The organism is Streptomyces sp. N50, assembly GCF_033335955.1.
Classification (GTDB): Bacteria; Actinomycetota; Actinomycetes; order Streptomycetales; family Streptomycetaceae; genus Streptomyces.
In genome coordinates this window covers 412,126-426,505 of the sequence record NZ_CP137550.1, presented here as the reverse complement: position 1 = coordinate 426,505, position 14,380 = coordinate 412,126, and the positions used below count along the sequence as shown (strand labels likewise).

The 14,380-nt window shown below is 67.9% G+C and carries 10 protein-coding genes and 3 pseudogenes; 8 read left to right on the top strand and 5 right to left on the bottom strand.

The genetic code is table 11. The features are described from left to right. Positions 1-349: 349 nt before the first annotated feature. Both R2B38_RS46485 and R2B38_RS46470 read left to right on the top strand, forming a co-directional pair. Entirely contained in the window at positions 350-2,686 is a 2,337-nt protein-coding gene (locus tag R2B38_RS46485; protein WP_318022242.1) for a glycosyl hydrolase family 95 catalytic domain-containing protein, read from the top strand. Between the two features lie 1,007 nt (positions 2,687-3,693). Further along, positions 3,694-3,891 carry a hypothetical protein gene (locus R2B38_RS46470; RefSeq protein ID WP_318022241.1) on the top strand — a complete coding sequence of 66 codons (198 nt, stop codon included), beginning with the start codon at positions 3,694-3,696 and terminating at the stop codon, positions 3,889-3,891. Positions 3,892-3,907: 16 nt separating this feature from the next. Here R2B38_RS46470 and R2B38_RS46465 read toward each other — a convergent pair whose 3' ends face one another. Further along, the gene (locus tag R2B38_RS46465) at positions 3,908-4,801 is read right to left on the bottom strand and encodes a DUF1963 domain-containing protein (protein WP_318022240.1); all 894 of its coding nucleotides are present in this window, start codon (positions 4,799-4,801) and stop codon (positions 3,908-3,910) included. Between the two features lie 442 nt (positions 4,802-5,243). Then, a complete protein-coding gene (locus R2B38_RS46455) occupies positions 5,244-6,101 on the bottom strand; it encodes an alpha/beta hydrolase (RefSeq protein ID WP_318022239.1) in 858 nt (285 codons plus the stop codon). A 100-nt stretch (positions 6,102-6,201) separates the two neighbouring features. On the opposite strand from R2B38_RS46455, the gene R2B38_RS46450 reads away from it, so the two are divergent. The 4 genes from R2B38_RS46450 to R2B38_RS46435 all read left to right on the top strand — a co-directional run bounded on the left by R2B38_RS46450 (position 6,202) and on the right by R2B38_RS46435 (position 9,128). Next, the gene (locus R2B38_RS46450) at positions 6,202-6,612 is read left to right on the top strand and encodes a helix-turn-helix domain-containing protein (RefSeq protein ID WP_318022238.1); all 411 of its coding nucleotides are present in this window, start codon (positions 6,202-6,204) and stop codon (positions 6,610-6,612) included. Between the two features lie 245 nt (positions 6,613-6,857). Further along, positions 6,858-7,433, top strand: a complete 576-nt coding sequence (locus R2B38_RS46445; RefSeq protein ID WP_318022237.1) for a PadR family transcriptional regulator — start codon at positions 6,858-6,860, stop codon at positions 7,431-7,433. A gap of 75 nt (positions 7,434-7,508) precedes the next feature. Further along, on the top strand, positions 7,509-8,666 hold the full coding sequence (locus tag R2B38_RS46440; RefSeq protein WP_318022236.1) for an epoxide hydrolase: 1,158 nt from the start codon (positions 7,509-7,511) through the stop codon (positions 8,664-8,666). Between the two features lie 60 nt (positions 8,667-8,726). Next, the gene (locus R2B38_RS46435) at positions 8,727-9,128 is read left to right on the top strand and encodes a TIGR03618 family F420-dependent PPOX class oxidoreductase (RefSeq protein ID WP_318022235.1); all 402 of its coding nucleotides are present in this window, start codon (positions 8,727-8,729) and stop codon (positions 9,126-9,128) included. Positions 9,129-9,147: 19 nt separating this feature from the next. On the opposite strand, the pseudogene R2B38_RS46430 reads toward R2B38_RS46435, so the two are convergent. Continuing rightward, positions 9,148-9,348: pseudogene (locus R2B38_RS46430) on the bottom strand (hypothetical protein); the annotation flags it as partial. 228 nt (positions 9,349-9,576) lie between these two features. Beyond that, the gene (locus R2B38_RS46425) at positions 9,577-11,013 is read right to left on the bottom strand and encodes an MFS transporter (protein WP_318022234.1); all 1,437 of its coding nucleotides are present in this window, start codon (positions 11,011-11,013) and stop codon (positions 9,577-9,579) included. Positions 11,014-11,142: 129 nt separating this feature from the next. On the opposite strand from R2B38_RS46425, the gene R2B38_RS46420 reads away from it, so the two are divergent. Together R2B38_RS46420 and R2B38_RS46415 are read left to right on the top strand one after the other, a co-directional pair. Continuing rightward, positions 11,143-11,784 carry a TetR/AcrR family transcriptional regulator gene (locus R2B38_RS46420; RefSeq protein ID WP_318022233.1) on the top strand — a complete coding sequence of 214 codons (642 nt, stop codon included), beginning with the start codon at positions 11,143-11,145 and terminating at the stop codon, positions 11,782-11,784. A gap of 62 nt (positions 11,785-11,846) precedes the next feature. After that, positions 11,847-12,850, top strand: a pseudogene (locus tag R2B38_RS46415) (IS5 family transposase). 32 nt (positions 12,851-12,882) lie between these two features. On the opposite strand, the pseudogene R2B38_RS46410 reads toward R2B38_RS46415, so the two are convergent. Then, positions 12,883-14,359, bottom strand: a pseudogene (locus tag R2B38_RS46410) (NF041680 family putative transposase). Between the last annotated feature and the right edge of the window lie 21 nt (positions 14,360-14,380).

The following is a 14,380-nucleotide window of genomic DNA, read 5'->3' as shown; positions in this document are numbered from 1 at the left end:
TCGGAGACGCGGATGCGGGTGGGGCGCTGTCTGTGCTCTCGGGAGAGCGCCGAGCAAGGGCCGGATCGTGACCTTGCGCATGCGGCGCCGTCCTTCCGGTGGGAGTCAACCGTGGGCCGCATTCGGAATGCGCGGTGAGGAACGCGAACGCAGGCAACCGCGATACATCGGAGGAGTAAAGAACTCGGGGCAGGATGATTGGCGTGCGCAAGACTTCCCAAGTAGCCGAAGCTGAATGGCTGTTCAGCGTGTACGACTATCGGTCGAAGTCATTGACAGGTTCTTAGGGCATGCCTAGGTTCCTCGATACACCCGATGTCTCGATGACTGTCAGCTCTGGAGGACGATGATGACCTCACAGCCGGGGAGCCACTCGCCGCTGCCCCGCAGAGTCTTACTCGGCACCGCGCTGGGAGGAGCCGCGGCCGCGGCCCTGCCCGGTGGGACGGCTCACGCCGACGAGCCTGTACGGGCGGAGGGGGCGGCCGACGTCGTGCCGGTGGCCCGGGCCGGCAGGAGCCCCTGGAGACTCCGCGACACCATGCGTGCCGACGGTTCCTGGGAGGAATTCCTGCGGGGCCAGGATCTGGTGTGGAGCAGACTGCCCACCCTCTGGTACGAGGGGCCGTTCCTGGGGGATGGCCTGCTCGGCAGCATGGTGTACCAGGAGCCGGGAGCCAACAAGGTCCGCTTCACCATCCAGCACGGTCGGGTCCAGGACCATCGGCCCGAGTTCGGCAGCGGCTGGGGCACCTGTCGTCTGCCGGTCGGCCACCTCACACTCGAACCGGTCGGCACCATCACCTCCGTCGACTGGCGGCTGAGCCTGTGGAACGCAGAGCTCACCGGTACCGTCACCACCACCGTCGGCACACTCACCCTCTCCGCTCTCATCCACGACGAGGTCTTCGCCGCCCGTGTGACGGCCGGCGGCGACGAACGGGTCACCTGGACGTTCCACCCCGAAGAGGCGCTCAGCCCCCGGCGCATCAGCGAGGCTCCGCCCGCCGGCTACACCGTCAACCCGCCCTGGACCACCCGGACTTCCGCAGACGGCACCGAGCAGGTGCTCCAGCCTCTCACCGGCGGACAGACCGCCACCGCCTACCGCCGCACCGGCCATGACCTGCTGCTCAGCGTCGGACACAGCTCGCCCTCCGACACCGCGGCCGAAGCCGCTTCGCTGCGCAATCTCCGGCGCGCAGCCTCGTACACCGCTCTCAGGCGACGGCACACCCAGTGGTGGCACACGTTCTACCGCAAGAGCTTCGTCTCGTTTCCCGACCAGCGCCTGCAGAGCTTCCACTGGATCCAGCTCTACAAGGTCGCCTCCGCCAGCCGCGCCGGCGGCCCCGTCATGGCGACCTCCGGGCCGTGGCTGGAGCCCACGCCCTGGCCCGCGGTGTGGTGGAACCTCAACGTCCAGTTGGAGTACTGGCTCATCCACGCCTTCAACCACCCGGAACTGGACTCGCTCGCCACCACGCTGCGCCAGAACCAGGAACAGCTCGCCGCCAACGTGCCCACCGCCTACCAGGCGGACAGCTCCGGCATCGGCCGCAGCTCCGACATGTTCGCCAACCGCGAAGTGGGCCGACCGGGAACAGGCGCCGAGACCGGCGACCTCACCTGGGCGCTGCACAACGTGTGGCTGTCCTACCGGCACTCCATGGACAAGGCACTGCTGCGCGACACGATCTATCCCGTACTGCGCCGGGCGATCAACTACTACCTGCACTTCCTCACGCCGGGCAGCGACGGCAGACTCCACCTGCCCAGCACGCTCTCGCCCGAATACCCCGTCATACCGCCACAGGACACGAACTACGACCTGGCCCTGATCCGATGGGGCTGCCAGACCCTGATCGAGTCCGCCCAACTGCTCGCAGTCGACGACGAGTTGATCCCGCGCTGGCAGGAGGTGCTGGCCAGGCTCACGCCGTACCCGGTCGACGACAACGGCTTCATGATCGGCGCCGACACCCCGTACGCGCAGTCCCACCGGCACTACTCGCACCTGCTGATGGTGTACCCGCTGTACCTCGTGAACTGGGACCAGCCCGGCAGCCGCGACCTGATCACGAAGTCGGTCACCCACTGGCACGCGCTGACCGGCGCCCACCGGGGCTACAGCTACACCGGCGCCGCCTCCATGTACGCGATGACCGGTGACGGAGACACCGCGATCTCGTACCTGCGGAAGTTCTTCGATCCCACGACGCGCTACCCCTGCCGTGCCAACACGCACTACACCGAGGCCGGGCCGGTCATCGAGACGCCGCTGTCCGCCTCGCAGTCCCTGCACGACATGTTCTGCCAGAGCTGGGGCGGCGTGATCCGCGTCTTCCCGGCCGTCCCCTCCTCCTGGGCGGACGTGACCCTGCACGACTTCCGCACCCAGGGCGCCTTCCTGGTCAGCGCCGTCCGAAAGGCCGGGGTGACCCGGTTCATCAGGATCAGAAGCCTGGCGGGCGAGCCGCTCAAGCTCCGGCACGGTCTCACCGGGGCCCTCACCGTGCTCCTGGACGACGGCACTCCCGCCCGCACCCACGACCTGGGCGACGGCACCCTAGCCATCGACCTTCCCCGGGGGCGCGAGGTCCTGGTCCACTCCGGCTCCCGTCCCGAACTCGTCATAGCGCCCGTCGCCGTCAGCGAGCCGGGGCCGGCCTGGGGCCTGCCGTAGCGAAGCCGGAGGACGTGGCCGTGTCGTCGAGTGTCAGGCGGCCCCATCTGCCCGGCCTCGGACTCGGCGACACGCATTTCTCATATCGCTGGTGAGGGCCTGTGCCGCGCCCCTGAGCGGCACGGCTGAGCAATGCGCTAAACGATGTCTCCTTCACCGGAGCACGAGAAAATGAGCGTTGAGGAACTGTGAGGGACCATTTCCTTCACCGTGCTGTCGTTGCCCTTCTCGCCGCAAGCAGCCAAAAGTCCAGCTGTAGATCTTCATCACGGCTTTTCAGTGATCTGACGCTGGTAGTGGCTTGTGCGAGCACGGGCTCGGTGTCGTCGTCGCCAGTGTGACCAGCTGAGGCGATGCGCCAGCCCTTGGGCATGTCGGGGGACGGATGCGGCGAACAGGCGTTGGATCCCGCCGCAGGTCAGCGGGGCGAGCCCCGAAGGTGAGGTTGCCACGGTTCGTTCGACGGCGGCCGTGACCACGAGGAAGGCGCGCGCGAGCGTCGCCAGGGTGGTCCAGCGGCGAACCTGGTGTTCGTCCAGCCCGGCCAACCCTTTGGCTGCCTGGAAGGTCCTCCGCGGTCCAGCGGCGACCAGTCACCCTGACCAGCGTCGTCAATGGAACCGGAGCGGTCGAGTAACAACGGTAGAAGGCAAGCTCGCCCGTGCGCCGATTGTGCCGCACCGACAGTGACCTGTTGCCAGCGCCCTCCTTCGGGTCGTTGATCTCTACCGGGGCCCAGTCGCCATAGCGGCGGCCAATGCGGGCTTGGTGGCGAACCCCAAGTCCTCGGGGGATCCCCGCTGCGCGGCACTGGTCGAGGTCCTGTGTCCAGGAACGCGGGACGTACAGGCGCCGGCCGATGGCAGCGTGTCCGGCAGGGGAGGAGTAGGCGAGGTACTCGACCACGAAGTCGCGTATGTCAGCTGGAATGGTGTCACCGGCATGCTCGGCGGTCGTCCAGCAGTTCTTCCGCGGCAACTCCGCGAGCAGGCCAGGTACGACTCACCGTGTTCCAGCTGCCCACCTATGCCCCGGACCTCAATCCGCAGGAAGGCGTGTGGTCGCTGTTCAAGCGCGACATCGGCAATCTCGTCGCGGCCGACCTCGGCCAGATCACCCGGGCCGTTAAGCGCAAGCTCAAGATGCTGCGGTACTGCCCCGAAGTGATCGACGGCTGCCTCGCGGGCACCAGTTCGGCCCTTTGATCGAAGCAGCGCGCAGTCAAGAGCAATCTGAGCGGTAGGCGAAGGGCCTGTCGGAGCAGCTGGTGCATTCGAACAGGTAGATGCCGCCCATGTCGCCGAGCATGAGCCCAGGGGGGCATTGGATCTCGGTGCGTTGTTCGTATGGAAGGTCCCAGATGGTTCCCGTGGCCGGGGTGTCCTCGATGGGCAGCCACGTGCGCCAGCTCTCGCCATCGAACTCGTTGCTGCTGATCGTCAGGAGATGCTCCATGCGCGCGCGGCATGTCGGGCACGTCGGCCAGTCGGGCTCCTGCGTCCACGTCGGATACCCGCCGACCTTGACGCCGTCCGACACGGAGAGGTGGTACCAGTAAGACCAGCCGGTTTCCTCCTTCAGCTGTTCGAACCTGGCTTCGAGCGCGTCGGCGACCTCGTCCGGGAGGTCCCAGTTGGGGTAGTCGGTGACACGCTCAGGGTGCAGGACGCACGGGTCCGGAAGGTAGTCGTTGTCAGCGCCGGTCGGGCGGGGTCGGTTGGCCGGCTGCAGGTCGCTCAGGGAGCCGTCCCGCCAATAGATCTCGGGGCGGGGAACGTAACCGTCCTCGTGATCGAAGGGGCACCACAGCACCTGCAGCAGATCGGTGGCGCTGGGGAAGGCCAGGTCAGGCACGTCGGCCGCGAAGAGCTGGAGGACCGGGACGAGCGGGACCGGTCCCTGGTCGGGAGGGGAGAACGCCGTGCGCGGGTGGTCGTCCTCGCAGTGGGGCCAGGGCTCCGAGAGCGGCCAGAGCACGGGCCCGCCGAGCGAGCTTTCCCGCGCGCTCGGATCGCCGAGGCGCGGATGCAGGCGAACGGCCGTCTTCCGATAGCTGGCCACCTCAGGGAACAGCGTCTCGACATCGAGCGGACGTGGCGGGGTGGTGCGAGCCATCGGAGTGCTCCTCACAGACCAAATCGTTGGCTTGGCCACGGCCGAGGCCGCGGTGGGCTGAGAGTAGCCGCACGGTCCGTCAGATCCAGCAGCAGGCCCCGTTCTCGGTCACGGGGCAGCGCGCTGGTCGGCCCTGACAACACCCGACATCACGAGTTCAAGTTCAGTAGCGGCGTGTGCGCAAGCTGCAGAGGGTCATCGAACTACCTACGCCATCCGGCATTACAGGCCCTCTGGCCTCTGGCCGATGGCGCGGGCCCGGCCAGCCAGACCGCTCAAGGACCCACACCGGTGCTACGAGCATCGCGTCACTGTCGTTGATGCCTTCTTCGACCTCGCCGACACCATCATCACCGTGCACAGCCTGATCCGCGGTCCTGGACAACTCACCGCTGGGACGAACGCCCGAACCGCCGACCGTGATCCTTCGGCCCCCCTCCGGTCACTTCGGCGGATCGGCGGAGAGGAAGGGAACAAGGAGCGCGAACAAGGCGTCGGGGCGGTCGAGGGGGATGATGTGGCCGCAGTCCTGGAGGTGGTGTCCGACCAGGTCGTCGGCGATGGGACGGAGTTGGCGTTCGAGCCCGGTGCCGACGGGGTGAGAGCCGACGGCCATGGTGGGCATGGTCAGCCGAGCCGTCGCGACGGCGTTCTGGATCTGCTGCGCGCTGGTGGGCAGAGCCCGGTAATAGGAGAACGCGCAGCGCAGGGCCTCGCTCCCGGTGAACGCGTGGACGAAGGCCGCACGGATGTCGTCGGGCACACCTCGCCCGAGCGTTCCCGAGTCGAGGAAGAAGTCGATGTACGGGGCCTCGTTGCCGGCCAGGACGGTCTCGGCGAGGCCGGGGACGGCGTGGAAGCCGAACCACCACGGGGCGCCACCCGCGATGACGTGTTCCGCTCCGGGCAGGCGGCCGAGCAGCGCCTCCATCACGACCAGACGCCGGACGAGGCCGGGCCGGCGCAGCGCGAGCAGGACGGCGGGGGCGGTGCCCGCGTCGATGCCGACGACTGCTGCCGAGGGCTCGCCGAGTGCGTCGAGCAGCCCTTCGGCGTCGGCGGCGAGGGTGCCTGCGTCGTAACCCTCGACGGCACGTGAACTGGCACCGAAGCCTCGCAGGTCCGGGGCGATGACCCGGTACTGCCCGGCCAGTCGGCCCATGATGCCGCTCCAGAGTTGCCAGGTGTGCGGGAAGCCGTGCAGCAGGAGAACAGCGGGTCCGTCCCCGGCGATCGCGACGTTGAGCTGGACGCCGTTCGTCGCGACGCGGCGCAGTTGGGGTGCGGTGGTGGCGGGCATGACGGATCCTCCGACTGGTTACCATTGGTTACCACAAAACGATAGGTGACTGTCCGACCGCTGCCCAGACGGCACTTTCAGGGAAGGTGGTGAGCCACAGGTGACCACCCAGGGAGCCCAGGCCGCCGGTCGCGGGGTGCGCGGCGATCTGTTCGATCCCCAGTGCCCGACGCGGCAGTTGCTGGACCGCATCGGTACGAAGTGGACGTCCATGGCCGTCAAGACGCTCGCCGATGCCGCACCGGACGAGGTGCGTTTCGCGGAGCTGAGACGCCGGATGCCCGGGGTCTCGCAGAAGATGCTGTCCGTGACGCTGCGCAGCCTGACCCGCGACGGGCTGGTGTCGCGCCGGGTCGAACCGACCGTGCCGCCGCGGGTCTTCTACCGGCTCACCGAACTCGGACTGTCCCTGGAAGTCGCGCTTGCGGGGCTGCGGACCTGGGCGGAGGAGCACATGGCCGAGATCAACCGCGCCTACGAAGCCGCCGACCGGGAGGCCGATGAGGGATAGGCAGGCCGGTTCCGCGCTGACTGCTGGTGACTCGGTACTCGACGTAGCCGGCGTCGCCGCCCTGGTACGACGTAGGAGATGGTGTTGGAGGACGGCATCTCCCGGCTCTGCCCGAAGCACTCCAAGATCCTGAAGCCGGCCGTCGAGGCCACCTGTCCGCGGTGGTTCTGATGGCACGGGGATCTCCGAGACCGATCTCTCTGCCCACGTTTGCCACGAGCGAGTACTCATGCAAGAGTACTCGTATGTCATCCATCAGGTTGTTCATCCTCGACACGTTCGCGAGGAACGGCGAGATGCACGGGCACAAGGTCCGTCTCCAGGCAGAGCAGGAACATCTGCACCTGTGGACGGACGTGTCGGTGGGCAGCCTGTACCAGGCGATCAAAAGGCTGCTGTCGGAAGGGCTGCTCGCCGAGGTACGGGTCGAGCGAGAAGGCAATCTGCCCGAACGTCAGGTCTACGGCATCACGGACGAAGGGCGGCGGCGGCTGCGGGAACTGCAGTCGCAGGGGCTCACCCACATCTGGATGAAACCGGACCCCTTCGACCTGGCCCTCACCCGCCTGGACCCCGAGAAGCTGGATGATCTCCACGCCGTCATCACCTCCCGGCTGGACGAGCTCTCCTCGATGCTCTCCACCACCGAGGCGCTGAACGCGCATGCCATCGACGGTGGCTACCTGACGGTGAGCGAGGCCCTCGCGGTCGGCCACGGCGCGCACCGGCTGCGCGCCGAAGTGGCCTGGCTCCAAGAAGTCCTGAACGCGGTGCCCGCGATCGTCGCCGACGAGCGGACCCGCCAGCCCGGCACCCCCTGATCGCCGGGCACCACGGCAGCACGTACCAGCCTGCAACCTGCGCGACCAATGTGCGGAGCATACGGAGCATGCACCATGTCGGAACTGATCGAGCCCTTCACCCTGTCCATTCCCGACGAGCGGCTGACTGACCTGCGCGAACGCCTCTCCCGCACACGGTGGCCCGACGCCGAAACCGTGCCCGACACGAGCCAGGGCCCCCAACTGGCCAAGGTCCGTGCCCTGCACGACTACTGGCTCCACACCTACGACTGGCGGCGGTGCGAGAAGACCCTCAACGGCCTCGGCCAGTCCCGCACCACCGTCGACGGCCTGGGAATCCACTTCCTCCACGTGCGCTCGCCGGAACCGGACGCCCTCCCCTTGATCATGACCCACGGATGGCCCAGCTCGGTCCTCGACTTCCACAAGGTCATCGGCCCGCTGACCGACCCCGCGGCCCATGGCGGCGATCCACGCGACGCCTTCCACCTCGTGGTGCCGTCGCTGCCGGGATTCGGATTCTCCGACCGGCCGACCGCACCCGGCTGGGGATTTCCCCGGATCGCCGACACCTGGATCACCCTGATGGACCGACTCGGGTACCAGCGGTGGGGTGCACAGGGCGGCGACCTCGGCTGCGCGGTCACCGACGAGATCGGTCGCGCTGCCCCGGACGGCTGCGTCGGACTGCACCTCAACTTCGCGATGTTCCCGCCCACACCCGAGGAGATCAAGGACGCCACCGCGCAGGAACAGGCCATGCTCGACAGCGCCGGCCGGTTCTGGGAGAACCTTTCGGGCTACGCCAAACAACAGGCAACCCGGCCGCAGACCATCGGCTACTCGCTCGCGGAGTCACCCATCGGCTTGGCCGCCTGGATCTACGCGATGTACCAGGACACCTGCGGCACACCAGGGGACGCGGAAGCGTCATTCACCCTGGACGAACTACTCGACACCATCATGCTGTACTGGCTTCCCAACACCGGAGCGTCCTCCGCCCGGACGTACTGGGAAATGGCCCGGGGACCCCGCCCCTCCGCGCCGACCCCCGCCGAACCCATCACCGTGCCCACCGGATTCAGCATGTTCCCCGAGGAACACGTGCGAAAGTCCAGGCGCTGGATCGAGCGCCGCTACAGCAACGTGATCCACTTCAGCGAGCCCGCCGCAGGAGGCCACTTCGCAGCCCTGGAGCAGCCGAAACGCTTCACCGATGACGTCCGGGCCACTTTCCGCTCCGTGCGCTGAGCGCGGATGCCTGCGCCGCGACCTCCCTCTACCGACCTCCTTGCAGAAGGGCACGAACTCATGGCGGCTCTGCCGGCCGAACTCCTCGAACTGCTGCGGCGGCCGAGTCCCTGCTTCATCGCCACGACGATGCCCGACGGCTCGCCCCAGCTCACGCAGACCTGGGTGGACACCGACGGCGAAAACATCCTCATCAACACCGTCGAGGGCTACCGCAAGGCGAAGAACGTACAACGTGACCCGCGCGTCGCTCTGAGCATCGCCGACCCCGACGACACAACGCGCTACTTCGGGGTCAAGGGGCACGTGATCGCGGCCACCACCGACGGTGCCGCCGAGAACGTCGAACGCCTCTCCCAGAAGTACACCGGCCGGCCCTATACCTCCTACGGCGGCAGGGGACAGACTCGGCTCCTGCTGACCATCGCCGTCGACACCATCATTCACGCCCCCGCGCACTAGGGTCCGTGTGACGTCGTGATCAATCGGCTGCTTGCAGGAGATCTCCGACCCGGATCATCGAGGCGCGGAGTTCGAGGCCGGCGAGGTGACTCTCGGGTGTCTTGTCGAAGCGTGTAGCGATGCCGCGCCAGTCCTTGAGTCGGTTGATCAGTCGCTCGACGGTGTTGCGGTCACGGTAAAGATCGGCGTCGAAAGTGACGGGACGGCCGCCACGGCTGCCTGCCCAGCTCCCCGTGCTCGACGCTGTGCGGGCGCGGTTCGAGGCGGTCGCGGCAGCGAGCGACGGGGACAAGGACGCCGCCGTCCTGATCGATCACGCGGCCGGCGGGGACACCGCCGGCCGCGCGGACAGCCGCGCCTACCTGAATCCGGGGCACCGCACGGCGCAGCCGCGGAGGCGCGGCTGCCCTGGATCGGGGCGAGCGCCGCCGCGGCGTACTGCTTGCGGTCACGCCGGAGCGGACGACGTCCCGCGATCAGGAGCGGGTGCCTTGTCCTCGGCCCGTTGCTGCCTGGGCAACGCCGCCGTGAGCGCCAGTGCCAGCAACGTCACCCCGATGCTCACCATGAATGTCCTGACGGTGGCGGACTGGTATCCGTGGTCCGGCAGCAGGGAGAAGAACACCGTGCCGAACAGCGCGATCCCCATGGCCTGGCCGAGTTGGGCGGTGGTGTTGACCAGGCCGGAGGCGGCGCCGGCCTGCTGCGGCAGGATCTGGCCCATCGCTGTGCTGAACAGTGCGTTGAGCACGCCGCCGATGCCGAAGCTGAAGAAGATGATCGGGCCGAGCATCTCCCACACGTTCAGGTCGTCTCCCGCGGCGTGGATCACCAGGGCGATGGAGGCCAGGCTCGTCGCCAGCACCGCGGTCATGACCGTGAGGAAGGCGCGTCCGGTCTTGGCGGCCAGGTTCATCGCCAGGGCGTTGCCGACGACGATGCCGATCACCCCCGGGGCGAAGGCCAGTGCGGCCTGGACCGGCGAGAAGCCGAGCCCGAGCTGCAGGTACAGGGTCAGCATGAAGAACACGCCGATCGCCATCTGGGTGCACAGCATCACGGTCAGGCTGGACCACAGGCTGCGCACCCGCATCATGGCCGGCGGGACCAACGGCTCGCCTCCCTGCCTCTCCTGACGGCGCTGGTGCGCCGCGAAGAGGCCGGCCAGCGGCGCCGCCGCGGCCATGAGCAGGATCGACCACAGCGGCCATCCCGTCTCACGGCCTTGCACCAGTGGATAGAACACCGCGAATCCGATGGCGGTCAGCATTGCCAGACCGCCGAGGTCCAGCCGGTGGCGCAGGGAGCCCGGGCGGGTCGGCATGGTCGCCAGGGCGCCGATCAGGCCCGCGATCCCGATCGGGATGTTGACCAGGAAGATGGCGCGCCAGCCCGACCCGAACAGGTCGCTCTCGGTCAGCACGCCGCCCAGCAGGGGCCCGGCGAGCCCGCCGAGCGGGAAGGCCCCGGCGTACAGGCCCATGGCCTTGGGGCGCTCGGCCTCGTCGAACTCGGTGTGGATGAACGACAGGACCTGAGGCACCATCAGTCCCGAGCCGATGCCCTGCACCACCCGGGAGGCGATCAGCAGGCCGGGCTCCGGGGCCAGACCGGCGGACAGCGAGGCGAGGGTGAAGACCGTCATGCCGGCTAAGAACAGCTTCTTGGCGCCGTAGCGGTCGCCGAGTCGGCCACCGATGATCAGGGTGAGGGCGAATCCGAGGGCGTAGCCCGCGGAGATCCACTGCATCGCGGCCTCTCCGGCACCGAGGTGGTGGTGGATGGTAGGCAGCGCCACGGCCACGATCTGGTTGTCGATCATGTCGACGAGGACGGCCAGGACGCATACCACCAGCGCCCACCACCTCAGCGGGTGCTTCTCCATCACGTACTCCTTCTCTTGAACTGAGGAATCCCGCAGCCCACAATCAACGACTAGAGTAACCGTGTCAACTGTTCATTTGATTAAGCTCGATTGTCGTTTGATTCGGCCACTTGTGTGTATGGTTCGGGCATGACTGTGTCGAAGCCCCGCCGGTCCCCGAAGCCGCCGGAGCGGCAGCGCGATCCGGAGCGCACGCGCAAGCTGATCCTCGACGCGGCGGTGGCGGAGTTCGCCGCGCACGGCTACGCAGGTGCCCGCATCGCGGCGATCGCCAAGCGGGCGGGCGTCAACCAGCAGTTGATCTCCTACTATTTCGACGGCAAGGAGGGCCTGTTCCGGGCTATGTCGGACAGTTGGGGCGAGCGGGCGAGCAAGCTCGTCGAACCCGGCACACCGTTGTCCGAGCAACTGCGCCGCTATGTGATGGAGGCGCTGGAGAACCGGGACGGCATGCGGTTGCTGGCCTGGGGCGGCCTTGAGTACACCGGCCCGGAGGCGGACCCGGACCAGGGGCCGCGCACGGAGCGTCTCGCGGAGTCCGTGGCCGACATCCGTGAACGGCAGGCGGCAGGGGCCCTGCCGCGGGAGATGGACCCGGCCTGCCTGACCGTCATGCTGATGGCGGCGGCGATGGCCCCTGTCACCCTTCCGCACGTCATCGCGGGCGTGTGCGGGGACGACCCGCAGTCCCCGGAGTTCATCGAACGCTTCGCCGACCAGCTTGCCCTCCTGGTCCGCCGGCTCGGACTCGATTCCGACGGGCCTGTGTGATGGCGTGATCATTCTTGCTGGTCCGGATCCGCCTGGAAGGCGGATCCGGTAGGAAGACGATCGTGACGCGCGGACAACTCACCGATGAACTATGGAAGTTGATCGAGCCGTTCCTGCCGATAGGCGAGTACGGCCCGTACCCCGAGCGGCTGCGGGATCAGTTCGAGGGGGTGATCTGGCGGTTCGGGACGGGCGCGCAGTGGCGTGAGATGCCGGGCGAGTTCGGGCCCTGGCCGACCGTCTACGGGCGCTTCCGGGTCTGGCGGAACGCCGGTGTCTTCACCGCCCTTCTGCAGGGCCTGATCGCCGAAGCCGCCCGTCAGGGCAAGACGGACTTATCTCTGGTCAGCGTGGACTCCACGACCGTCCGCGCTCATCGAGACGCCGCCGGGATGATCCTCGGCAAGAACGTCATCGAGGCTTTGGAGGAGGCCGCGGCTGAGCAGGAACAGGCCCGGCAAAAGGGGGGTGACGAGGCGGAACAGAACGGGCGGAAGGGTGAAAACAAGCCCGCGCAGACCGAACGCCAGCGCGTCCGCCGCCGACGCAGGCTCCGCCTGGACCAAGCCCTGCTCGGAAGGTCTCGCGGCGGGTTGACCAGCAAGATTCACCTCGCTGCCGACCGCAAGCTTCGCCTTCTGTCGTTCGTTCTAACCGTAGGGCAGGCCGCGGACAGCCCCCAGTTCGTCCCCGTGCTGAATGAGATCCGCGTTCTTCTACCGGTCGGCCGACCCCGCACCCGGCCCGGTGCGGTCGCCGCAGATAAGGCGTACTCGTCCCACGCCAACCGCGCTTACCTGCGCAAGCGCCGCATCAAGGCGGTCATTCCGGAGAAGAAGGACCAGGCCGCGAACCGCAAGAAGAAGGGTAGCCGTGGCGGCCGTCCTGTCACTTTCGACGCCGATCTTTACCGTGACCGCAACACCGTCGAGCGACTGATCAACCGACTCAAGGACTGGCGCGGCATCGCTACACGCTTCGACAAGACACCCGAGAGTCACCTCGCGGCCTCGAACTCCGCGCCTCGATGATCCGGGTCGGAGATCTCCTGCAAGCAGCCGATTGATCACGACGTCACACGGACCCTAAACTTGACGTTTATCCAGTACGACGGGGTTTCGTGCCGACCTTGTGGTGGGCGGGCCGGCTGTATGCCTCGCCCGTCACGAGGACTCTGCCCACGTCATGACGGGTGGCTGTGCGGCGGTTTTTCGAGCCAAGTGGTCTTCCTGGTCCGGGTGTTGACGATTTCGGTGCACCGGCTGGAGAGCCGGTCTTCGCTCGCAGGTTCCTGAACCCCCGCCGGACCCGGGCGGGGGTGAGTCTGTTCGGCTCGGCCGGCTTCTCCCAGGGACGCCGTAGATCGGCGGCCAGTGGGCGGGCGAGCCGGAGCTGGGTGTAGGCGGCGACCACAAGCCACGTCCACCGGTCTGCCGCCTCTGGGCTGCGGAGCCGGGGCCGGGTCCATCCGAGCGTCTGCTTGAACAAGCGGAACATGTGCTCGATGTCGAAGCGTCGCAGAAAGGACTGCCAGCAGCGGTCGAGGTCCGCTTCTGTGGCGGCGGTGCCCGACCACCACAGCCACAGCGGCTTGTTCACCCCGCCGCTGGGCAGCTTCTCCACGGCCAGGCGGATGACGGTGCCCGCGATGATGAGCAGCGGCCCCTCGTGATCGAGCCAGGCCGCCCGCCGGGTCAGCCTCGGGTGGAGCCGGTCCCACGCCTGGGCGGTGGCCTTCCCGTAGCGGCGGGTGCAGGTGGCTGTCACGGCCTGCTCCGTGCCCCAGGTTCCCGGGTCGCCGAAGACGAACTCACCGCCGTGCTTCGGCGGTCGCCCGCCTTGGGGATAGGACAGGGCGTACTCCTTGAGAGTGGGCGTCGGCCGGCGCATCACCCGGTCCGACCGCAATCGGCCCAGGACCTCGACGGGCAGGTCACCCAGCAGGTGGGCGATGCGGGGCGCGTCGTATCCGGCGTCCAGCACGACCAGGACGTCGGGGTCGCCCTGTTTCCACTGGCCGGCGGCGACTAGCCGTTCGACGACTTCGCGGAGCTGGACCGTGGTCACCGCGGCGACGTCGGCGCCGGGGTCCAGACGGACCGCGTCCAGTACCGCCGTCCATGAGGTCCGGCCGGTTTCCAGCGCGACCACGACCGAGTATGGCCAGCCCGGGATCATCTGATGCTTTGCCCCTCCGCGGCCGTATGTGTGACAAAAAGCCCGGTCAGGGCGGGTGTTGGCGTCCGGTCGCAGCCACGGTGAGACGTCTGCGGCCAGCACGATCCGGCCGTCCGCCGCTCGCGGCAGCGACACCGAGGCCAGCGCCCGGCGCAGCCGGGCCACATCGATCCGCCCCTGATTGAGACCGCCGTAGAGACCCCCCGTGCCCGCGGCGATGTTCCGGTGCGAGTGCCAGATCGACCAGCGTCCGCACCGGCCCGTCCGTGCACAGCAACGCGTCGCACAACTCGAACAGTGCGTCGCCCCGCGCGGTCAGACACGCGTACAACTCCGTCCGGAAGTGTGACACTTCCGCGAAGGCATCCCGCAGGACACCCTGATGTACCAAACTCACGACACGGCCTTCGCGCTGGTC

Excerpts from the sequence above, each read along its gene's own strand:
- R2B38_RS46485 (WP_318022242.1), top strand. The coding sequence starts at position 350 with ATGACCTCACAGCCGGGGAGCCACTCGCCGCTGCCCCGCAGAGTCTTA.
- R2B38_RS46445 (WP_318022237.1), top strand. The coding sequence starts at position 6,858 with ATGTCATCCATCAGGTTGTTCATCCTCGACACGTTCGCGAGGAACGGC.
- R2B38_RS46425 (WP_318022234.1), bottom strand. The coding sequence starts at position 11,013 with ATGGAGAAGCACCCGCTGAGGTGGTGGGCGCTGGTGGTATGCGTCCTG.
- R2B38_RS46440 (WP_318022236.1), top strand. The coding sequence starts at position 7,509 with ATGTCGGAACTGATCGAGCCCTTCACCCTGTCCATTCCCGACGAGCGG.
- R2B38_RS46455 (WP_318022239.1), bottom strand. The coding sequence starts at position 6,101 with ATGCCCGCCACCACCGCACCCCAACTGCGCCGCGTCGCGACGAACGGC.
- R2B38_RS46435 (WP_318022235.1), top strand. The coding sequence starts at position 8,727 with ATGGCGGCTCTGCCGGCCGAACTCCTCGAACTGCTGCGGCGGCCGAGT.
- R2B38_RS46465 (WP_318022240.1), bottom strand. The coding sequence starts at position 4,801 with ATGGCTCGCACCACCCCGCCACGTCCGCTCGATGTCGAGACGCTGTTC.
- R2B38_RS46420 (WP_318022233.1), top strand. The coding sequence starts at position 11,143 with ATGACTGTGTCGAAGCCCCGCCGGTCCCCGAAGCCGCCGGAGCGGCAG.